Origin of the sequence: Roseomonas sp. AR75, from assembly GCF_005222815.1 — a bacterium.
Classification (GTDB): domain Bacteria; phylum Pseudomonadota; class Alphaproteobacteria; order Acetobacterales; family Acetobacteraceae; genus Falsiroseomonas.
In genome coordinates this window covers 1016009-1037020 of the sequence record NZ_STGB01000004.1, presented here as the reverse complement: position 1 = coordinate 1037020, position 21012 = coordinate 1016009, and the positions used below count along the sequence as shown (strand labels likewise).

Annotated in this window: 17 protein-coding genes; 9 read left to right on the top strand and 8 right to left on the bottom strand. The window is 70.4% G+C overall.

Features of this window, described 5'->3' with window-relative positions:
- The 3 genes from E4T13_RS18925 to E4T13_RS18915 all read right to left on the bottom strand — a co-directional run bounded on the left by E4T13_RS18925 (position 1) and on the right by E4T13_RS18915 (position 5085).
- A complete protein-coding gene (locus tag E4T13_RS18925; protein ID WP_206030224.1) occupies positions 1-1971 on the bottom strand; it encodes a hydantoinase B/oxoprolinase family protein in 1971 nt (656 codons plus the stop codon).
- Between the two features lie 58 nt (positions 1972-2029).
- Positions 2030-4084: a hydantoinase/oxoprolinase family protein gene (locus E4T13_RS18920; protein ID WP_240791194.1), complete on the bottom strand. Its 2055-nt coding sequence runs from the start codon at positions 4082-4084 to the stop codon at positions 2030-2032.
- A 74-nt stretch (positions 4085-4158) separates the two neighbouring features.
- Entirely contained in the window at positions 4159-5085 is a 927-nt protein-coding gene (locus E4T13_RS18915; RefSeq protein WP_137179823.1) for a LysR family transcriptional regulator, read from the bottom strand.
- Between the two features lie 154 nt (positions 5086-5239).
- On the opposite strand from E4T13_RS18915, the gene E4T13_RS18910 reads away from it, so the two are divergent.
- Positions 5240-6247, top strand: a complete 1008-nt coding sequence (locus tag E4T13_RS18910; RefSeq protein ID WP_137179822.1) for a tripartite tricarboxylate transporter substrate binding protein — start codon at positions 5240-5242, stop codon at positions 6245-6247.
- A 98-nt stretch (positions 6248-6345) separates the two neighbouring features.
- On the opposite strand, the gene E4T13_RS18905 is transcribed toward E4T13_RS18910, so the two are convergent.
- Positions 6346-7239 (bottom strand): LysR substrate-binding domain-containing protein, encoded by an 894-nt coding sequence (locus E4T13_RS18905; protein ID WP_170985073.1) that lies wholly within the window; start codon positions 7237-7239, stop codon positions 6346-6348.
- Positions 7240-7310: 71 nt separating this feature from the next.
- On the opposite strand from E4T13_RS18905, the gene E4T13_RS18900 reads away from it, so the two are divergent.
- Genes E4T13_RS18900 through argH form a run of 6 tightly spaced genes read left to right on the top strand, consistent with a single transcriptional unit; the run spans position 7311 to position 13615 of the window.
- The gene (locus E4T13_RS18900; protein ID WP_137179820.1) at positions 7311-8498 is read left to right on the top strand and encodes a PLP-dependent lyase/thiolase; all 1188 of its coding nucleotides are present in this window, start codon (positions 7311-7313) and stop codon (positions 8496-8498) included.
- A complete protein-coding gene (locus tag E4T13_RS18895) occupies positions 8495-9871 on the top strand; it encodes an FAD-binding oxidoreductase (protein WP_137179819.1) in 1377 nt (458 codons plus the stop codon). Before E4T13_RS18900 ends, E4T13_RS18895 begins: the two co-directional genes overlap by 4 nt.
- Positions 9868-10701 carry a transporter substrate-binding domain-containing protein gene (locus E4T13_RS18890; protein ID WP_206030223.1) on the top strand — a complete coding sequence of 278 codons (834 nt, stop codon included), beginning with the start codon at positions 9868-9870 and terminating at the stop codon, positions 10699-10701. Before E4T13_RS18895 ends, E4T13_RS18890 begins: the two co-directional genes overlap by 4 nt.
- Positions 10702-10710: 9 nt before the next feature.
- On the top strand, positions 10711-11373 hold the full coding sequence (locus tag E4T13_RS18885; protein ID WP_137179818.1) for an amino acid ABC transporter permease: 663 nt from the start codon (positions 10711-10713) through the stop codon (positions 11371-11373).
- Positions 11370-12080, top strand: coding sequence for an amino acid ABC transporter permease (locus tag E4T13_RS18880; RefSeq protein ID WP_206030222.1), 711 nt, complete (start codon positions 11370-11372; stop codon positions 12078-12080). The genes E4T13_RS18885 and E4T13_RS18880 overlap by 4 nt, the downstream gene beginning before the upstream one ends.
- Before the next feature lie 26 nt (positions 12081-12106).
- On the top strand, positions 12107-13615 hold the full coding sequence (argH, locus tag E4T13_RS18875) for an argininosuccinate lyase (RefSeq protein ID WP_137179817.1): 1509 nt from the start codon (positions 12107-12109) through the stop codon (positions 13613-13615).
- Here the strand turns inward: argH and E4T13_RS18870 are convergent.
- From E4T13_RS18870 to E4T13_RS18855, 4 genes are all read right to left on the bottom strand, one after another.
- The gene (locus E4T13_RS18870; RefSeq protein ID WP_137179816.1) at positions 13592-14239 is read right to left on the bottom strand and encodes a sarcosine oxidase subunit gamma; all 648 of its coding nucleotides are present in this window, start codon (positions 14237-14239) and stop codon (positions 13592-13594) included. The genes argH and E4T13_RS18870 overlap by 24 nt on opposite strands.
- Positions 14232-17210, bottom strand: a complete 2979-nt coding sequence (locus E4T13_RS18865; RefSeq protein WP_137179815.1) for a sarcosine oxidase subunit alpha family protein — start codon at positions 17208-17210, stop codon at positions 14232-14234. The genes E4T13_RS18870 and E4T13_RS18865 overlap by 8 nt, the downstream gene beginning before the upstream one ends.
- Positions 17207-17467, bottom strand: a complete 261-nt coding sequence (locus tag E4T13_RS18860) for a sarcosine oxidase subunit delta (protein ID WP_137179814.1) — start codon at positions 17465-17467, stop codon at positions 17207-17209. Before E4T13_RS18860 ends, E4T13_RS18865 begins: the two co-directional genes overlap by 4 nt.
- A gap of 68 nt (positions 17468-17535) precedes the next feature.
- Positions 17536-18786, bottom strand: a complete 1251-nt coding sequence (locus tag E4T13_RS18855; protein ID WP_137179813.1) for a sarcosine oxidase subunit beta family protein — start codon at positions 18784-18786, stop codon at positions 17536-17538.
- Between the two features lie 159 nt (positions 18787-18945).
- Here E4T13_RS18855 and E4T13_RS18850 point away from each other — a divergent pair, with 159 nt between their 5' ends.
- Both E4T13_RS18850 and E4T13_RS18845 read left to right on the top strand, forming a co-directional pair.
- Complete coding sequence (locus E4T13_RS18850) at positions 18946-19713, top strand: enoyl-CoA hydratase/isomerase family protein (RefSeq protein WP_137179812.1); 768 nt, start codon at positions 18946-18948, stop codon at positions 19711-19713.
- Positions 19714-19748: 35 nt separating this feature from the next.
- Complete coding sequence (locus E4T13_RS18845) at positions 19749-20696, top strand: aldo/keto reductase (RefSeq protein WP_137179811.1); 948 nt, start codon at positions 19749-19751, stop codon at positions 20694-20696.
- Positions 20697-21012 lie beyond the last annotated feature (316 nt).

Below are 21012 nucleotides of genomic sequence, written 5' to 3'. Positions count from 1 at the left end.
CTACGGCAGGCCTGGCGTCGCGCGACGCAGCGCCTCGTAGGCAGCCCGCACCCGGCTTGCGCAATCCTCCGCCGAAGGTTCGCGCATCTGCTCGAACAGGCGCGTCTTCACGAAGAAGCGCCAATGCACCGGCAGCGCGGCCAGGATGGCGGTGAATTCGGCATAGGCCGACGGCGTCCAGATCGCCTCATGCGCTTCGCGCTCGGGGCCGAAATGATAGAATGCGCCGGTCTCCTCCGCACGCATGGCGGAACGGCGCGCTTCCGTTGCGGCGTCGTCCACCGCGCCGTCGCGGATCACCACGCCGTATTCGGCCTCGGCCGAGGCTTCCGAGACGTAGCCGTAGCGCACGTCGCGCAGCACGCGCTCAGGCTCCCGATCCAGCGGGCTGCCGCGGCCGGCACCGCCGGGCGAGTGGATGTGCAGCACCTCGCCGGGATCGAGCGTGACCGTGTCGATGTTGCCGAGCACACGCGCGCGCGCCGTACCCGGGTTCAGCACGAAGTCGGAAGGCTTGCCGGCCTTGCCGCCCAGTGTCCCCCAGGGGCGGAACTTGCAGCGGTCGCGGTTGCGCGCCGTCACGCGGGAATTGGGCGCAAAGACGGTGAAGTCGAGCGCGGTCCCAAGCCCGCCGCGCCAGCGCCCGGCGCCGCCGGAATCCGGCATCAGGCCATAGCGCGTGATGCGGATGGGCACCTCGGTCTCAGTGATCTCGATCGGCGTGTTCTTGAGATACGCGGCATCGGCGCCCGAGCCGTTCGTGCCGTCGCGCGTCGGAAAGCCGCCGGCACCGCCGACCACGGGATTGATCGCGGCCAGCACGCTGCGATGCGTGCGGTTGTCCGTGGTCATCACGTTCAGGATGGAGGAATTGCCGGCCGGCGCCGCCGGCATGCGCTCCGGCACCGCACGGGCGAAGGCACCGAAGACGAGGCTGCGCAGCCTTGCGCAAGTCAGGCTGCGCATGCCGACCGCTGCGGGGAAGACCGGGTTCACCACCGTGCCTTCCGGCGCGATGCAGGTGAAGGGCCGTGTCAGCCCGGAATTGAGGAGGATGTCCGGCTTCAGGGCGGTCAGCACGTAGTAGACGCCAACCAGCAGCAGCGTGTGCCGCGGGTCGCTGCCGGTGGGCACGTTCAGCGCGGATTGCAACTGCGGGTCGGTTCCCGTGAAGTCCAGCACCGCGCTGTCACCACGGATCGAGAGCCGCAGCGCGAGCCGCACTGGGTTGCCGTTCGGGCCGTCCTCGTCGCAGTAGTCGCAGAAATCGTAGTCGCCATCGGGTATGGAGCGCAGCACCTCCCGCGCCTGGTGCTCGGCATAGTCCAGCAGGCCGATGCATCCCTTGCGGAAGCCCTCCACACCGAACTTCGCGAGCATCGCGCGTATCTTCCGCTCCCCGGTGTCGAGCGCGCCGCGGAAGGCCTTGAGGTCGCCCAGGTTCTGCTCCGGCTTGCGCACGTTGAGCAGCATGACCCGCAGCACTTCCTCGTTCAGCACGCCGGCGCGCACCATCTTCATCGGCGGGAAGCGGATGCCTTCCTGGTGGATCTCGGTCAGCGCCCGGGACAGACTGGCCGGCACGGCCCCGCCCATGTCGGTATTGTGGATGTGGCCGGTGGCGTAGGCGACGATCTCGCCTTCGTGGAAGATCGGCTTCCACATGTGCATGTCCGGCGCATGCGTGGCCAGGAACCCGCTGTAGGGATCGTTGGTGAAGCCGATGTCGCCGGGCTCGTAGCCCTCTGCGATCATGCGGATCGCGCGTCCGTAGTACAGGCCAGGATACCAGGTGGCACCGAGATCCATGGGCACGGCGATGACATTCCCGTCCGGGTCGGTGATCTGGACGGTGAAGTCCTCGGTCTCCTTCACGAAGGTGGAATGCGCCGTGCGGTACAGCGTGTAGGCCATGTTCTCGGCCGCGGCGCGCGCATGGTTGGCGAAGACCTGCAGGGTGACCTTGTCCATCACGCTGCCTCCGAGCGGCGGGGCGTGCAAAGCACGCGCAGGCGTGCAGCGGCGCCGTTCATGCTGCCTCCAGAAGCAGGTTGCCATAAGCGTCGCAGCGCGCGGTGAAGCCGGCGGGGATGCACGTCGTCGCATCCTCCTGTGCCACCACCGCGGGGCCGGCGAAGACGTGGCCGTGGCGCAGCTTCTCGCGCAGGAACAGCGGCATGCGCCGTCGCGCCCCGTCGTGGAAGACCTCCACCATCCCTTCCGGCACGGGCTGATCCTTCGCCAGCGGCTCCGGCGGGAAGTCGGGCGGGGCCGTGGCGCCGGCGATGACCAGGCGCAGGTTTACCAGCTGCACCGGCTGCGCGCGATCGGCGAAGGCGTAGACGGCCTCATGCTGGCGATGGAAGGCCTCGGCCACCTTGTCCAGCGCGCCGCTTTCGATCCAGGCGGGGTCGATGCCGGACTCCAGCTCGAAGGACTGGCCCTGATAGCGCATCTCCGCGAGCAGGCTGATCGTCGCAGCGCCGGTGAAGCGCTGCTCCTCCCGCAACCAGCGCTCGGCCTGGGCGGCGAGGTCCGCGAGCGCCGCGCGCAGCGCCGGAAGGCTTTCCGCAGCCACGTCCAGGAACAGGGTGCGGATGAAGTCGTTACGCACATCCGCGATCAGCCCGCCCAGCGCGCTCACCACGCCAGGACGGCGCGGAATCATCACGCTGGCCATGCCCAGTTCGCGCGCCAGCAGGCAGCCGAGCATCGGGCCGGCGCCGCCGAAGGGCATCAGCGTGAAGTCCCGGAGGTCCACGCCGTAGCGCGCGATCAGCTTGTTGACTTCGGCGAACATCGAGGAGACGCAGACCTCCACGATGGCCTCGGCGGTCTCCTCCAGCCCGAGGCCGAGCTGCTGCGCCAGGCGGCCCACAACAGCCTGCGCCTTGCCGCGGTCCATCGCGACGGAGCTGTAGGCGAGCGGCGTGTGGCCGAGGAAGCCGAGCACGGCCATCGCATCGGTGATCGTCGCGCGATCGCCGCCGCGCCCGTAGCAGGCGGGGCCCGGCGTGGAGCCGGCGCTCTCCGGCCCCACCTTCAGCATGCCGAACCCATCCACCCAGGCGATCGAGCCGCCGCCATCGCCGATGGAGGTGACCGAGACGCTCGGCACATGGAGCGGGAACTCGCCGATCATCTCGCCCGAGCCGTATTGCGGCTCGCCCTCTATGACCAGGGCGACATCGGCGCTGGTGCCGCCGATATCCAGCGTCAGCGCGTTCGCCACCCCCGCCTGGCGCGCCAGGAAGGATGCGCCCATCACGCCGGAGGCCGTGCCCGACAGCAGCATTCCGACACACGACGTGCGGCCCAGCGCGGCGGCCATGATGCCGCCGTTGGACTTGGTGATCATCGGCGCAGCTGGCACGCCACGCTCGCGCAGCGCGCCTTCCAGGCGGTCGAGATAGCCATCCACGCGGGGATGGACATAGCCGTTCAGCACCGTGGTGGTGGTGCGCTCGTATTCGCGGATGACCGGCCAGACCTCGGCGGAGCCGAACACGAACAGGTCCGGCGCCACCTGTCGCAGCAACGCCTTCGCCGCCTGCTCATGCGCGGGGTTGCGCCACGCATGCAGGAAGGCGATGACCACGCCCTCGGCGCCGCGCTGCTTCGCCAGCGCCGCGGCGCGCCGGATATCGTCTTCCGACAATGGCTCCGCCTCCGTGCCGTCCGACAGGATCCGTCCGCCAATGCCGAAAATGCGGTCGCGCGGCACCAGCGGATCGGCACGGGTGCAGAGCATGGAATACATATCCGGCATGCGCAGCCGCGCGAGTTCGATCACGTCCTCGAAGCCGGCGGTGGCGAACAGGGCAAGCGGCGCGCCCTTGCGCTGGATCACCGTGTTGATGCCCACGGTCGTGCCGTGGACGAAGGCCGTCATCGCCGCGGGATCGAGGCCGTGCTCGGACTGCAGGCGCCCGAGACCCTCCATCACTTCGCGCCCCGGGTCGGCCGGCGTGGTCAGCACCTTCAGCGTGCGCAGCGCCCCGCTGTCCTCGTCGAGCGCGCAGAAATCGATGAAGGTGCCGCCGATATCCACACCCAGCCGCCAGCCCATGCGCACCCGTCCCATCTTTCGCGGCCGCAGTCTTCCAGGCGCGCGGGCCCGCGTCCACGGTGGAGTGGGCAGCAGCGGATAAGGCCGCCTTATGCGCCGGCGGCGCGCAGCAGACCACGCGCGGCGGGGGAGGCGGCGTAGTCGCGCAACGCCTCCTTCAGCCGCGCCCGCAGCAATTGCTGGGCGATGGAGCCCGGCTTGCGCGTCGGCGTCATCAGCGTGATCGGCAGCGCGACCTGCGGACGGAAGGGCCGGACCACCACGCCGTTGAAGGACTGCCAGGGCAGCAGCCCGTCCACCAGGGCGATGCCCATGCCCTGCTGCACGAAGGAAAAGGCGATCACGGACACGTCGATCTCGATCTGCGGACGGAAGCTGATCCCTTCCTGCGCCAGCGCGCGGCCGAGCAATTCGCCTGGCAGGCTGTCGCCGCGATAGGAGACCAGCGTCTGCCCGGCGATGTCCGCCGCCTGAACGGCGCGCCGTGCCGCCAGGCGGTGGCCTGCCGGCAGCACGCAGACGATCTCGCTGCGCCCGACCGTCTCGCTGCGGATCAGCGGGCGCGGGCGATCGCTCATCGCCACGCCGAGGTCGGCATCGCCGCGCCCGAGCATCTCCGTCAGCACATCCACCGGCACGACGTAGGACACCAGCCGCACCTCCGGCGAGGCGGCGCGGAAGGCCTCCAGGGCGCGCGGCACGAAGGAGAGCGCCGGCGGTGCGGAGGCCGCGAGCCGTACGGACCCGGCGCGACCGCGGCGCAATTCCTGCGCGAAGCGGCGGAATCCCTCGATGTCCTGGTGCAGCCGGTCGGCCTCCGGAAGAAGCTGCTCCGCTTCCGGGGTCGGTACCAGCCGGCCGCGCAGGCGCTGGAAAAGCTTGAATCCGAGCTGGTCCTCGGCATGCAGCAGAAGCTGGCTCAGCGCCGGCTGCGAGACACCCAGCGCCTGCGCGGCGCCGGTCAGCGTACCGGAGCGCATGATGGCACGGAAGGCTTCGATCTGGCGCGCATTCATCGCCACGGCTCCGCAGGAGTCATAAGGCCGCATTATGCTTGCATGTGCATTGCCGTGTGGACAGGCGGCAAAGCGCATCGGTAGCGTTCGCGCCTTGAGGTGGGCCGCTCCGCACTCCTCCGGACGGCTTCGCGCAGCAACGGGAGATCGCTCGATGCCTTGTCCACCCGCGCCGACAACGCCACGCCGTAGGCTGCTCGGCGCCCTCGCCGCCTTGCTGCTCGGCGCGCCGCTGATGCCGGCGGCGGCGCAGCCGGCCTGGCCCACGCAGCCGATCCGCATCGTGGTCCCCTTCGGTCCGGGTGGCGGAACGGACATCTCGATCCGCGCGATGGCGCCGAAGATGAGCGAATTCCTCGGCCAACCGGTGGTGATCGAGAACCGGCCCGGCGCGGGCAGCACCGTGGGCACGGATCACGTCGCGAAATCGGCGCCGGATGGCTACACCTATGTGCATGCGACGCTCTCCTCCACCGGCATCGCCGCGACGCTCTACCGCAACCTGCCCTATGATCCCGTGCGCGACCTGGCGGCGGTGGCGCCGACCATCTGGGTGCCGCTGACGCTCTGCGTGACCACGCGCAACTTCACCGTGCGCACCGCGCAGGAACTGATCGACACGCTGCGGGCCAATCCCGGCCGCTACCAGTACGGCAGCAACGGCGTGGGCGCGACGGGGCACCTGGCCAGCGCGAACTTCGCCACGCGGATCGGCGCGCAGGTGGAGCATGTGCCCTATCGCAGCGGCGCGCAGACCATTGCCGCGCTGCTGGCGGGCGAGATCCAGTACATGCACGACATCTACGGTCTGCTGCGGCCGCATCACGAATCCGGCCAGGCCCGCTGCCTTTTCATCACGGCCGATGAGCGCTCGGACGAATTGCCGGGCGTGCCGACGATGCGGGAGGCGGGCGTGCCAGAGTACAAGGCGTATTCCTGGTTCGGCCTGTTCGCGCCTGCCGCGACGCCGCGCCCGATCGTGAACCGCATGGCCGCCGCCGTGGAACACGCGTTGGCCGATCCCGCCATCGCCGCGCGCATGAACCAGATGGGCACGCCGCCGATGCGAGGCTGGACGCCGGAGCGCTTCGGTGCCTTCGTGCAGGAGGAGGTCGTCGCATGGCGCCCCCTGGTGCAGGCCTCCGGCGCGCGGGCGGACTGACATTGGCCGAGGGCGCCACCGCGATCACCACGCGGTGTATCGAGGTGCCGTGCGCTGCCTGAGAAGCGCGCAGATGCGGGCGCGCACGTCGAGTAGCCTCACCCGGCGCGCTCCGCGTCGGCCAGCAGTTCCGACGCGAAGGCCTCCGCCAGCCTGTCGCGCCCGCCGCCGCGCGGGCGCAACAGCAGATACCGGAAGGAGACGGCAGGCAGGAAGGGCAGCGCGACGATGGGCAGGCCGCGCGCCTCATCGGCCGCGACCAGCGGATTGACGATGGCCACGCCAAGCCCGGCGGCAACCAGACGGCACAGCGTGCTGCTGTACTGCGTCTCCAGCCGGATGCGGGGCGCGACGCCTTCCCGGCGGAACACCTCGTCCGACGCATGGCGCGTGCCATCTTCCAGCGCGAGCGCGAGGAAGGGTTCCTCGGCGATGTCGCGCGGTCCGATCGGCGTGCGCCGCCGCGCCAGGCGATGACCGCGCGGCACCACCAGCACGCCCGACAGCGCGATGAAGGGCTGCTCCTCCACCGCCGGGAAGCCGCTGCGCGGCGCCGCCACGCCGAGATCGGCCTGGCGCGTGCCCACCCAGTCATAGGCGGTGGTGGATGGCCGCACCTGCAACGCGACGGTCGCGCCAGGGCGGTCGTGCAGGAAGCGCGCCAGCGCACCGGACACCACGCCGCCCGCCAGCGCCGGCAGGCAGACCAGGCGCAGCCGGCCCGTGCCGAAGTTGCGGATGTCCTGCGCGGCGCGCCGCAGGCGCTCGAGCCCTGTGAAGGCGCGCTCCACCTCGCGCAGGAAGGCCTCGCCTTCGGCGGTGAGGCGCGCGGCGCCCTGCCCGCGCAGGAACAGCGGGAAGCCGATACTGGCCTCCAGCCGCGCAACGGAGCGCGTCAGCGAGGGCTGCCCGACATCCAGCGCGCGCGCAGCGCGAGAGAAGCCGCCATGGCGCGCGACGGCATGGAATGCCTCCACCTGCTTCAGCTCCATGCTTGCCATGCCTCCGGTGCATTGAAACTGCGACACAAGGCATTTGACGGCATGGCGCAGGTGGGCCGTCAATGGCGGCCATGAATGGTGCGGCGATCCTGCGGAACCCGGACCTGCTCGGCTTCCGCCCGCTCGATGGCGGACCGGACCTGCCGGTCGCCGACTGGCCGGAAGGCTGCCCGCGCGCCCGCGCGGCCGGCGCGCCGACCAGCCTCGCCGCGATCTACGCACCGGGTGCGCGTGCCCTGCCGCCCGCCGGCGCGCGCATGCAGGCGGCCGGTGCCTGGCTGCCTTATCTGCGCTGGGCGGACATGGGCGAAGGCGGCACACCGCTTATTCCGCTCGTCGGGCCACCAGGCTTCCGTGCGCTGGCCGTCAAGGCCGAGTGGATGAACCCGACCGGCAGCCACAAGGACCGCATGTCGCCCCTGGTCGTGGCGCGCGCGCAGGAGATCGGCGCGCCGGGCGTGGTCTGCGCCTCCTCCGGCAATGCCGGGATCTCCCTGGCGGCGTATGCGGCGCGCGCGGGGATCGGCTGCGCCGTGGTCGTCACGCCCGCCGTGCCGGCTGCCGTGCGGCGCGCACTGCATGCGCATGGCGCGCGCGTGCTCGGCGTATGGGAGAGCCTCGAACGCTGGAGGCTCGCCGCGCGCCTTGCGGCCGAGGGCTGGTATCCCGCGACCAATCATGCGCTGCCGCCGGTGGGCAGCAGCGCCTGGGGTGTGGAGGGCTATCGCACCCTCGCTTTCGAGATCGCGACGGAGATGCCCAATGGCGTTGACGCGATCCTGGTGCCGACCGCCCGCGGCGACACGATCTGGGGCCTCGCCGCCGGCTTCGCGACGCTGCGCGATGCGGGCCTTTGGCCGCATGCCGGCCCGCGGCTGATCGCAATCGAGCCGTTCCCGCGACTTGAGGCCGTGCTGGCCGGCACGGCGCACAGCACCGACAGCTTTCCCGGCAGCACACGGCAGGCCTCGACGGCGGGCGGCACGACGACCGACCAGGCTGTGCGCGCCGTTCGCGACACACGGGGCTGGGCGGTGGTGGTTTCGGACGAAGCGGCCGAGGCCGCACAGGCCGAGCTTGCGACGCGCCACGGGCTTTTCCTGGAACTCTGCGCAGCGGCCGGCTTCGCGGCGCTGCCGCGCGTCGCATCGCGGCTCGAGGCGGGCGCGCGCATCGTGATCATCGGCACCTCGGCCGCCGCACGCGACGCGGATGCGCCTGCGCCGCCGCCGCTGGAGTTGGTTGAATGAGCGAGACCGCGTTCCATCCCGGCTTCCTGGCGCAACCCTACTGGTGGGACGCCGCGCCGCCGGAAACGGCGCGTGACGAACCGCTCCCCGCGCGCTGCGACCTGGTGATCATCGGCAGCGGCTTCGCCGGGCTCTCTGCCGCGCTGGAAGCGGCGCGCGGCGGGGCTTCCGTCGCGGTGCTGGATGCCGGGCCACTCGGCGGCGGCGCCTCCTCCCGCTCCGGCGGCATGGTGAGCTCCGGCCAGAAGCTGGTGCTGAGCGCCGCGCTGAAGGGCCTGCCGGTGGAGAAGCAGGTTGCCGCGCTGGAGGACAGCAAGGCGACATTCGAGTTCCTGAAGGACCTGATCGCGCGCGAGAAGCTCGACGCCGACCTGCAGCTCTGCGGCCGCTTCTTCGGCGCCTTCACGCCGAAGCACCTCGACACATTGAAGAAGAACGCGGCGACGCTGCATGAGCGCACCGGCGTCACCATCCGCATCCTCTCGCGCGAGGAGCAGCACGAGGAAGTCGGCAGCGACTATTTTCATGGCGGCTTCGTGGTGGAGGAGTACGGCGGCGTGCATCCGGCCAAGCTGAACCGCGCCTTGCGCGACGCGGCGCGCGGCGCGGGCGCGCGGCTGTTCAGCCATGCGCGCGTGCTGGGCACGCATCGCGAGGGCGACGGCCACGCCGTACGGACCGAGCGCGGCGATATCCGCGCGCAGCACGTGCTCTACGCCACCAACGGCTACACCGACCGCGCCAGCCCATGGCTGCACCAGCGCCTGGTGCCGGTGATGAGCTACCAGATCGCCACGGAGCCCCTGCCCCCCGGCATGATGGACCGGCTGATCCCGCGCCGGCGCATGGTGACCGACAGCCGCAAGGAGCTCACCTACACGCGCCCTTCGCCGGACGGCACGCGCATCCTGTTCGGCTGCCGACCGCGAGCGCTGCAGACCGAGCCGAAATACCTGGCGCATGCGCTGCGCGCGCGCATGCTGCGCTTCTGGCCGGAACTGGCCGCGGTGCGCATCACGCATGCATGGGGCGGCTATGTCGCGATGACCGCGGACCGCATCGCGCATGTGGCGGAGAAGGACGGCGTGATGCACGCCGTGGGATGCAACGGCAACGGCGTGGCACTGATGAGCTTCCTCGGCTGGCATGCGGCGCAGCTCATCCTGGGGCGGACGAACCGGCGCGCCTTCTTCGCCGACATTCCCTTCCCCGCCGTGCCGCCGCTGACCAACACCGCGGCCTTCGTGCAGATGGCGAGCGCCGCCTACCACCTCCGCGACTTCACCGCCAATCCGGCGGAGGTCGTGGCAGAACGGCTGGGACGACCCGGCCGGCCCATCACCACCACATCCAGGAAGGAGGCACAGGGATGAACATCTTGCGCAGGAGTTTCGCGGCCGGGGCGCTGCTGCTCGGTCTCGCGGCGGGGCAGGCCATGGCGCAGCAGATGCCGCCGCTGCCGCAATCCATCCGTGACCAAGGCGTGCTTCGCGCCGGCGTGCGATGCGACCAGCCCCCTTACGGCTTCCGCGGCCCGGATGGCGGCTTCGCCGGCGTGGAGGTGGAGATGGCGCGCCAGATGGCGGCCTGGGCCTTCGGCAGCGCCGACAAGATCGAACTGCAATGCGTCACCGCGGCCAACCGCATCCCGCAGCTCAATGCGCGCCGCGTGGACCTGCTGATCGCCACGCTCGGCGTCACGCCGGACCGCGCGCGAGTGATCGACTTCTCCAACGCCTATCGCTGGGGCGGATCCGACATGCTGGTGAAGCGCGACAGCCCGATCCGCACCTTGGACGACGTGCGGAACCGCACGGTGATCATGCTGAGCGGCACGACCCAGGCGGCGTGGTTCGACGCCAACATGCCCGGGCTGAACTCGCTGCGCCTCAACACCGCGTCCGATGCGCTGCAGTCGCTGATCCAGGGCCGCGGCGACGCCTATGCGCATGATGCCGCAACACTGATCGTGATCGCCGCGCGCGACCCGAATCTGCGCATGGTCGGCGAGCCCTTCGCCGTTTCCGACGCTGCGGTCGGCGTGCGGAAGAACGAGCCGGAGTGGATGGCCTGGATCAACGCTGCTTTGGATCGCATGAAGCGCGAGGGCCTGTACACTGCCTGGCTCGAGAAGTGGGTGCCGGCCGAGATCCGCGCGCCCTATACCGCGGCCTTCATGGAGCCGCGGCCGAACGCGCGCTGAGCCAGTTCGGTGGAGTTCGACATCGGCTACCTGGTGCAGCAGATGCCGGCGCTGCGCGCCGGCTTCCTGCTGACCATCCAGATCAGCGCGATCGCCATGGTACTGTCGGTGCTGATCGGCCTGTTCGGCGCCAGCATGCGCGTGATGCGCGTGCCGGTGCTGTCGCAGGTCTTCGCGGCCTATGTCGAGTTCATCCGCAACACGCCGCTGCTCGTGCAACTCTTCTTCGTGTTCTTCGGCCTGCCGGCGATCGGCCTGACGCTGTCGCTGTTCTGGTCGGGCGTGCTGGCGCTGACGCTCTGGGCCGGCGCCTTCCAGACCGAGAACGTCCGCGGCGGCCTTGCGGCCGTCGCGCCCGGCCTGCGCGAGGCGGCGCGCGCCCTCGGACTCACCCGCGGGCAGTATCTGCGCAAGATCGGCCTGCCGCTCGCGGTGCGCACGGGGCTGCCGTCGATGCTCAACACCTGCGTCTCGCTGGTGAAGAACAGCGCCTATGTCTCCGCGATCGGCCTGCGCGACCTGGCCGGTGTCGCCTTCGACCGTATCGCCAGCGATTTCCGGGCATTCGAGATGCTGGCCGTCCTGCTGGTCGGCTACCTCGTGCTGGTGCTGTCGCTCAGCGCGGCGGTGCGGGTCATCGAGCACCATCTGCAGCGGCCCTTCCGCGCATGAGCTACGGCCTGGCCCTTATCGTCGAGAATGCGCCACTGCTGCTGATCGGGCTGCGCGCCACGCTGCTGCTGGCGGCAGTCACGCTGCTCTCCTCCACCATCCTCGGCGTCGTGCTCGGCACGCTGGCGACGGCGAAGTCGCGCTGGGTGCGGGTGCTGGTGGCGCTGTATGTGGAGACGTTCCGCGACATCCCGCTGATCGTCACGATCTTCACCATCTTCTTTGGCGCGCCGTTCCTGGGCGTGCCGCTGGAGCCCTTCCCCGCGGTGGCGCTCGGACTCTCCCTGTGGGGCGGCGCCAACGGCGCCGAGATCGTGCGCGGCGGCATCAACGCCGTGCCGAAGGGGCAGCGGGAAGCCGCAACCGCGCTCGGGCTACGGGTGTGGAAGATCTACCTGCTGATCCTGTGGCCGCAGGCGCTGCGCGCGGTGCTGCCGGCCTTCACTGGGCTGCTGGCGCTGATCATCCAGTCCACCTCGCTTGGCGCCCTGGTGGGCGTGACGGAGTTCCTGAAGGCCGGCGGGCTCATCATCGAACGCAGCACCGTGATGCAGGGGATCAACCCCGCCTTCGAGATCTACGGCTTCGTCCTCCTCGTCTATTTCTCGATCTGCTCCGTCCTCACCTGGGCGTCGCGGCGGCTGGAACGCCGGCTCGGCCGTGCCTCCGCCACGACCATCCGCGCGCCCGACGCCTCACGCCTCTGATCGCTACCGGAAAGCCGTCACACGCCATGTCACACGAATCGAAAGTCAGCCGTCGCCTCTCGCAGGGCATCGCCCCGGAGGTTCTGGAACACATCTACCGCCCCCGCCTTGCCGGCGAACTCGTGTTGAGCTTCCCCTATCTCGGCGCGCTGAACGCCGCGCATCTCGTCATGCTGGCGCGCCAGGGCATCGTCACGCCGGCCCAGGCGAAGACGATCGCGGGCGGGCTGCTGCGCCTGGACCAGGATGGCGCGGCCGCGATCACGCCGGATCCCTCGCGCGAGGACGCATATTTCAACGTCGAGGCGCGCCTCATCGAGCTGGTCGGGTCGGACCCTGGGGGTCGCCTGCACATCGCACGCAGCCGCAACGATCTCTCCGCGGCGCTGGACCGGCTGCGCATCCGCGACGCCGTGCTGCGCCTGCTGGATGGCGCCTTCGCCCTGCGCCGCACGCTGCTTGGCCGTGGCACGCTCTTTGCCGATGTGGTGATGCCTGGCTACACGCATCTGCAACCGGCGCAGCCCATCACCTTCGGCTTCTACCTGACGGGCCTTGCCTCCGCACTGGAGCGCGATGCGGCGCGGCTGATGGATGCCTGGCCGCGGGTGAACCTCTCGCCGATGGGCGCGGCGGCGCTGGCGACCACCACATTCCCGGTGGATCGGGACCTTGTCGCCGCGCTGCTCGGCTTCGACGGCGTGCTGGAGCATGGGCTGGATTGCGTCGCCAGCCGCGACTTCTCGCTGGAGGTCGTCGCCGCTGCGGCGGAGACGGCGCTGACGCTCAGCCGCTTTGCGGAAGACATGCATGTGGCGGTCAGCCACGAGTTTTCCTCCATCGAGTTCCCGGATTCCGTCTGCGGCACTTCCTCCATCATGCCGCAGAAGAAGAACCCGGTGGTGCTGGAGCATCTGAAGGGCAAGGCAGGCCATGTCGTCGCCGCCTTCGCCTCGGCCGGCAGCATCATCCGCGGCAGCCATTTCACCAACACGCTGGATGCGCATCGCGAAGGCCAGGCGATGATCTGGCCGGCGCTGGCCGAGACGGAGCGTGCCCTGGCGCTGGCCGGCATCGCGGCGGCAACCGCCGAGCCGAAGCCGGAGCTGATGCTGGCGCGCGCCCGCGCCAACTTCTCCACAGCCACCGACCTCGCCGATGCGCTGGTGCGCGGCGCCGAGATGGACTTCCGCACGGCGCATCATGTCGCCGGCGCGGTCGTGCGGCGGCTGATGGAGGCCGGCCGCGGCGCGCATGAGGCGACCGTCGCGATCGTGGACGAGGCCGCGGAGGAGGTGGCGGGGCGCAAGGCGGGCCTCGACGCCGCGCAGGTGGCGCAGGCGCTTGACCCCGCGCAGTCGGTGGCCGCGCGCGCCATCCGCGGCGGCACCGCGCCTGGCGAGGTGCGGCGGATGGCGGAGCGCATGGCCGGCCGGCTGGCGGAGGACGAAGCACGCCTCGCCTCCTGGCGCGCCCGGATCGCGGCGGCCGAGGCCGAGCGCGACGCGGCGCTACGCGCCCTCGTCGATGGATGAAGCCGCGGCGCTGACCTCGCAGCCGAACTCCGCGGCGGCTTCCTGCACGGCGTGCAGGAGGCTCTCGCCGAAGGAACGGTAGCAGGCGAGGTCCCATGCGCCTTCGGCGTTCGGTGGCCGCCAGAGCGTCACGCCGATATGCGCTGCCAGCGTCACCGCCGCGCTGCCGGGCGGGAAGACGGAGGCGTCGAGGTCCACCGGCACCAGCTTGGCCAGCGTGTCGCGCACGCCAGGGCCGGACAGGCGCAGGATGGCGCGCGCACCGGTGAGGTCCGTCACCGAAGCCGCATCGCCAAGCGCCGCCGCAAGATCCTGCGCGAAGCCGAAGCGCGCCAGGCCGCGCCGCACCGCATCCAGCGCCAGCCACTGGCCCGGCGCCGTCCAGACGACCTCGCGCGCATTGTCGGCGGCACAGCCCGGCCGCTGCGGCAGATCCAGTCCGAAAAGCGCGCGCAGACGGTCGGCCAGTGCGTCGGCATGCCCCGCGCGCAACGCAACGGTCGCAGCTGCAAGATCCGTGCGCTCGCTCAGCCAAACGCCGGGCGTGACCTCCGCGCGGCCATATCGTCCGGCCACCAGCGCGTCCGCAAGCGGCGCGCGCGGGCGCATCGCGACCTCATCCACGCGTGCGGCCTCCTTCCGGATCGACGAAGACGGGCGAGCAGATCTCGGCCTCAAGATCCCCGTTGCGCACCGGGTCCAGCACACGGATGCGCTGGCCGATGCGGTCCGCACCACGTCTCAGCAGCGCGAGCGCTACGGGCATGCTGAGCGTCGGCGAGAAGCAGGCGGATGTGACATGGCCCTTTCCGTTTGCAGTGACGATTTGTGCCCCGACGTCGTACAGATGCGCACCGGCACGGATCGGCGTGCGGCCATCCGCCGGCTTCAGTCCGACCAGCACCGGGCGCTCCGGATCGGTCAGCGCAGGGCGCTCCGCCAGGCGGCGCCCAATGCAGTCCTTTCGGGATGACACCATGCGCCCCAGGCCGAGATCGCGCGCCGTGGTCTGGCCGTTCAGCTCGCCGCCCGCGGGGTGGCCCTTCTCGATGCGCAGCACGCCGAGCGCCTCCGTGCCGTAGGGCGTGACACCGAAGGGTGCGCCGGCCTGCATCAGCCGCGCAACAACGGCCTCGCCATAGTCGGCCGGGATTCCGAGTTCATAGGCCAGCTCGCCGGAGAAGGAGAGGCGATACAGCCGGCATGGCACGCCGCCAACCGCGACGGCCGCACAGCCCATATGCGGCAGCGCCGCGTTCGAGAGGTCGGTGCCGGGATCCAGCGCGGCGGCCAGCAGGTCGCGCGCGCGTGGTCCGGCAATGGAGACCTGCGCCCAGGCGTCGGTGACGGACAGCAGCGAGACATCCAGCGCGGGCCGCAGCACCTGGTGGCAGAACTCCATGTGCTGCAGGACCCTGCCGGCATTGGCCGTGGTCGTCGTGACGAAGAAGCGGTCCGGCGCCAGGCGCGCGACGGTCCCGTCATCCATCACGAAGCCGTCCTCGCGCAGCATCAGCCCGTAGCGCACGCGCCCGACGGCAAGCGTCGAGATCGTGTTCGCGTAGATGAGATCGAGCAGCGCCGCCGCGTCCGGGCCCACCACCTCGATCTTGCCGAGCGTCGAGACGTCGCAGAGGCCGACGCCGGCGCGCACCGCCAGCGCCTCCCGGTCCACGCTATCACGCCAGCCCGCCTCGCCAGGGCGAGCATACCATTCCGCGCGATACCAGGGCCCGACCTCGACGAAGCTCGCGCCGTTCGACGCAGCCCAGTGATGCAGCGGCGTGCGGCGCGCCGGCCGGAAATGCCTGCCGCGATGAGGACCCGCGATGGCGCCGATCGCCACTGGCGTCCAGGGCGGGCGCGCCGTGGTCGTGCCGCTGCCCGCGATGCCGAGACCGGTGAGGCCGGCCATCACCGCGAGCCCCGTGACATTCGCCGTCTTGCCCTGGTCCGTCGCCATGCCGAGCGTGGTGTAGCGCTTCAGATGCTCGACGCTGCGGAAGCCCTCGCGATGCGCGAGCGCCACATCCTTGTCCGTCACATCGTGCTGGAAATCCACGAAGGCCTTGCCGCGCCCGCGCGGCACATGGAACAGCGGCACGAGATCCGACGGCGCGTCCTCCGCGCGCGGCACCCCGGGGCCGTTGCTGGCGAAGCCGCAATCGCGTGCCGCGGCGACGCCTTCGCGCGCACCCTCCGCCAGCGCCGCATGGGTGGAGAAGGCGCCTGCCGCCGCACCGGCTACGCCCATCCCTGACGGCAGCGCGCCGGGGATGAAGGCATGGATCGCCTCGCTCCAGCGCGCCTTGCCGCCGAGATGGCAGGACAGGTGCACGGACGGGTTCCAGCCGCCGAAGACAGCGAGAAGATCGGCGCCGACACCATCCTCGCGACCTTGCGCATCGGCGATGCGCACGGCGGTGAGGTGCCGTCCACCCTGCGTGCCGACCACGCGCCCGCCAGCCACCAGCCTCGCACCCAGCGCCTCGGCAAGCACCGCCTGCGCGCGCGGCACCTCGGCGCGCGCATCCACCACCGCCTCGATCCGCGCACCGGCGCGCGCGAGGTCCGCCACGCAGCGCCAGCCATCGTCGCCGGCGGTAAACACCACCGCGCGCCGGCCCGGCAGCACGGCGTGGCGATTGACGTAGCTGCGGACGGCACCAGCCAGCATCACGCCGGGGCGGTCGTTGCCGCCGAACACGACGGGCCGCTCGATCGCGCCGGCGGCCAGCACCACGCGCCGCGCGACGATCTTCCAGTAGCGCTGCCGCGGCAGGTGGGCAGGCGGCGTGGGCAGGTGGTCCGCTACGCGCTCCATCGCCGCCACCACGCCACCGTCGAGCAGCGCGAAGGCGCTGGCGCGGCGGAGAATGCGGACGCGCGGCAGCCCGGCGAGTTCATCCTCCGCCACGCGCACCCAGTCCACGCCTGCTTGGCCGTCCACCTCCTCCCGCTCGGAGAGCAGGCGGCCGCCGAGGGCGGAATCCTCCTCCACCAGCACCACGCGCGCACCGGCGCGACCGGCAGCGAGGGCCGCCATCAGCCCCGCCGGACCACCGCCGATCACCAGGACGTCGCAATGCAGATGGGCACGCTCGTAGCTGTCGGGATCGGCGCCTTGCGGCGCGCGGCCCAACCCTGCGGAGCGGCGGATCAGCGGCTCATACACCTTCTCCCAGAAGGCGGCGGGCCACATGAAGGTCTTGTAGTAGAAGCCGGCCGAGATCAGCGGGCCGAGCAACCCGTTCACCGCAGCGAGGTCGAAGCCCAGCGAGGGCCAGCGATTCTGGCTGCGCGACTCCAGCCCTTCGAACAGTTCGATCTGCGTCGCGCGCGTGTTCGGTTCACGCCTTTCGCCCTTGCGCAATTCCACCAGCGCATTCGGCTCCTCAGGGCCGGCCGAAAGGATGCCGCGCGGGCGGTGATACTTGAAGGACCGCCCGACAAGACGCACGCCATTCGCCAGCAGCGCGGAAGCCAGCGTGTCCCCGGGATGACCCTGGTAGCGCTTCCCGTCAAAGCGGAAGTCGAACGTAAGACTGCGATCGATCAACCCGCCCTGCTTCAGGCGCCATGGTTGCGCGCTCATGCCACGCCGTCCCGCGCGGCGCGCACCGCAATTACGGCATGCGTGGCGGTGTCGCGCTCCACCACCAGCCAGGCGCGGCAGCCGGCCTGGTGGTGCCAGAGCTCGCGATGCGGGCCGCGGTTGTTTTCCCGCTCATGCACATAGGCGATCCAATCCGTCATCGGCGCATCGGCAGCAGGTCGAACAAGATCGGCGGCGCCGAGCACGGTGAACTCGTCATTTCCGCGCGCCCCGCAATGGGGACAGGTGATCCGCATGCTGCCTCTCTCTGGCGGTCCGATTCAGACCTCCGCGCATCCAGCGCTTCGGTCATCGGACCGCGCCCTCAGTGCAGGTTGGCCTGGGCGCCGGCGCCCTTCTCGTCCAGCACCGCACCGGTGGCGAAGCGGTCCAGGCGGAAGCCGGCATTCAGCGCGTGCGGCGCGCCGGTGGCGATGGTGTGCGCAAAGCACCACCCGGAGGCGGGCGTCGCCTTGAAGCCGCCGTAGCACCAGCCGCAATTCAGGAAGAGACCCTCGATCGGCGTGCGGTCGATGATCGGCGAGCCATCCATGCTCATATCCATCACACCGCCCCATTGGCGCAGGTAGCGCAGGCGGGAAAAGGCCGGGAACAGCGACACGGCGCTCTCCATCACCTCCTCCACCACCGGCAGGCTGCCGCGCTGCGCGTAGCTGTTGTAGCCGTCGATGTCGCCGCCGAAGACCAGCCCGCCTTTGTCGGACTGGCTGACATAGAAATGCCCCGCGCCGAATGTGACGACCGTGTCGAGCACGGGCTTCACCGCTTCGCTCACGAAGGCCTGCAGCACGTGGCTTTCGATCGGCAGGCGCAGCCCGGCCATCGCGGCGACGCGGCCGGAATTGCCGGCCGCCGCCAGGCCAACGCGCCTTGCGCCGATGAAGCCGCGCGTCGTCTCAACGCCGGTGACGCGGCCTTGCTCGACACGGATGCCCGTAACTTCCGTGTGCTGCAGGATGTCCACGCCGCGCAGGTCCGCCGCGCGGGCATAGCCCCACGCGACGGCATCGTGCCGCACCGTGCCGCCGCGCCGCTGCAGCAGGCCGCCCTTCACGGGGAACCGCGCACTCTCCATGTCGATGCCCGGTACCATCGCGCGCACCGCGGCCGCGTCGAGCAATTCGGCGTCCACGCCGGCCAGCCGCATCGCGTTGCCGCGCCGGGCATAGGCGTCGCGCTGCCCATCGGAATGGAACAGGTTCAGCACGCCACGCTGCGACACCATGGCATTGTAGTTGATGTCCTGCTCCAGCCCTTCCCAGAGCTGCAGCGACTTCTCGTAGAAATGCGTGTTGGCCGGCAGCAGGTAGTTGGAGCGAATGATCGTGGTGTTCCGCCCGACATTGCCAGAGCCGACATAGCCCCTCTCGAGTACGGCGACATCGGTGATGCCGTGTTCCTTCGCCAGGTAGTAGGCGGTGGCGAGCCCATGGCCGCCGCCGCCGACGATCAGCGTATCGTATTGCGACTTTGGCGGTGGATCGCGCCAGGCGGGCGTCCATAGCCGGTTGCCGGCGACGGCGTTGCTGAGCAGGTTGAAGATCGAGTAGCGCATAGGTCCGCCGCCAGCCGCCCCGGGTCTTCCCGAAAGGCGAGATCCATCGAAGCGCAGCATGCCGCGGATTCGCGCGCCGCTCCAGACACGCTTCCCTTGCCGCCGCAGGCAGGCTTGCGCAAGCTGCCGCCTGGCAGCACGAGCGAAGGGCCCCTTGCTATGCGCAGCTTCGACGCGCTCTCGATCACACTGTCGGACGGCTTCGCCACCATCGCCCTCAACCGTCCAGCGGTGCTCAATGCGTTGAACCGGCAGCAGCGCGGCGACCTGACGGAGGCCTTCGCGGCGCTGGAGGACGATCCGGCCGTGCGCTGCATCGTGCTGCGGGGCGAAGGCCGGGCCTTCTGCGCCGGCCAGGACCAGAAGGAGAGTGCGGCGCTGGACGCCACGGCGGCGCATGAGCGGATCGAGGCGTATGCGCGCCTCTACGATCGCATGCGCCGCATGACCAGGCCGCTGGTCGCGCGGCTGCACGGGCCGGTGGCGGGTGCCGGCTTCCAGCTTGCTCTGCTCTGCGACCTGCGCATCGCAGCGGAGGATCTGCGCATGGGCATGACCGAGCTCAACATCGGCTCTGCCGCGATCATGGGCAGCTTCCTGCTGCGCGAGGTGGTGGGCGAGGCTGCGATGAAGCGTCTCGTCCTTACCGGCGATTGGGTTGGAGCGCCGGAGGCGTTGCAGCTCGGCCTGGTGCATGAGGTGCTGCCCTCCGCAAGGCTGGATGCGCGCGTGGCGGATCTGGCCGCCTCGCTCGCCGCGAAGCCGCCCGGCGGCCTGGCGCTCACACGGGCCTGGTGGCGCGAGATGTCGGAAACGCGCTTCGTCGACATGGTGCGCCACGCGCATGAGGCGCATGCCGCGAACTTCGCGGCCGGCAGCCTGACCGCGGGCGCCCGGGGCTTCCTCGCCCGGCCTGGGGGCGTATGAACGATGCTTCGAAGTCCCGGAAAGGAGTCGTCGCCATGGAGATCCGCAATCTCGGCCGGTCCGGCCTGCAGGTGTCCGCCATCGGGCTCGGCTGCAACAATTTCGGCGGTCGCATCGGGCTGGAGCCGAGCCGCGCCGTTGTCCATGCCGCCCTCGATGCCGGCATCACTTTGTTCGATACGGCCGATGTCTATGGCGAGCGCGGCGGGTCGGAGACGATCCTGGGCGAGATCCTCGGGCCGCGGCGCAAGGACATCGTGCTGGCGACGAAATTCGCCATGCCGATGGACGACGAAGGACGCCTCGCCGGCGCGAGCCGCCGCTACATCATCGCCGCGGTCGAGGCGAGCCTGAAGCGGCTGCGGACCGACTGGATCGACCTCTATCAGCAGCACCGGCCCGACCCACGCACGCCGATCGAGGAGACGTTGCGCGCGCTGGAAGACCTGATCCGCGCGGGCAAGATCCGCTACGCCGGCTGCAGCAACCTGCCGGCCTGGCAGGTGGTGGAGGCGGTTTGGACCGCGCGCAGCATCGGGCTTTCCGGCTTCGTCTCCTGCCAGGATGAGATGTCGCTGCTGGTGCGCAAGCACGAGGCCGACCTGTTGCCCGCGATGCGGGCGCATGGGCTGGGCCTGCTGCCCTTCTTCCCGCTGGCGAGCGGCCTGCTCACCGGCAAGTACCGGCGCAACGCGACGATGCCGGAAGGCGCGCGGCTGACGAAGACGCAGCGCCTGGCCGACCGCTACCTGACCGAGCCCAATTGGGGAACGACGGAGAAGCTGGCTGACTTCGCAGAATCGCGCGGTCGAAGCCTGCTGGAACTTGCTTTCGGATGGCTGTTGTCGCGCGCACCCGTCGCGAGCGTCATCGCCGGCGCGACTTCGCCGGAGCAGGTGCGTGCGAATGCGGCGGCGGGCTCCTGGACGCTCGGCTCCGACGACGCCGCGGAGATCGACCGCATCACCGGCCACGCAACCTGAACCGGGTTCTCCGTTTGATCTGAGGCGCACTCACGTTGACGTGAGGTGGGAGCGGCGTCTCGCCGCTTCCTCGGTGCCGCTTGGCCGCCGCGCGCGCCGGCTGCATCAGGCGGAATCCCGCCTTCGAACACGGCTTCCGTCGCGTATGGGCAGCGAGGTCTCGCAATACGATACAGAACTGTTGCCGCCTGCTTGCTGTGAAGGCCGAATATAGTCCCATCACGGCGTCCGGCGCTGCGGCATAAACCATTGTCACTCCAGCTCAATCGAGCATAGCTCTAGTCCAAGAGCCGAGCATGGGAGGCTCGAGACTCAG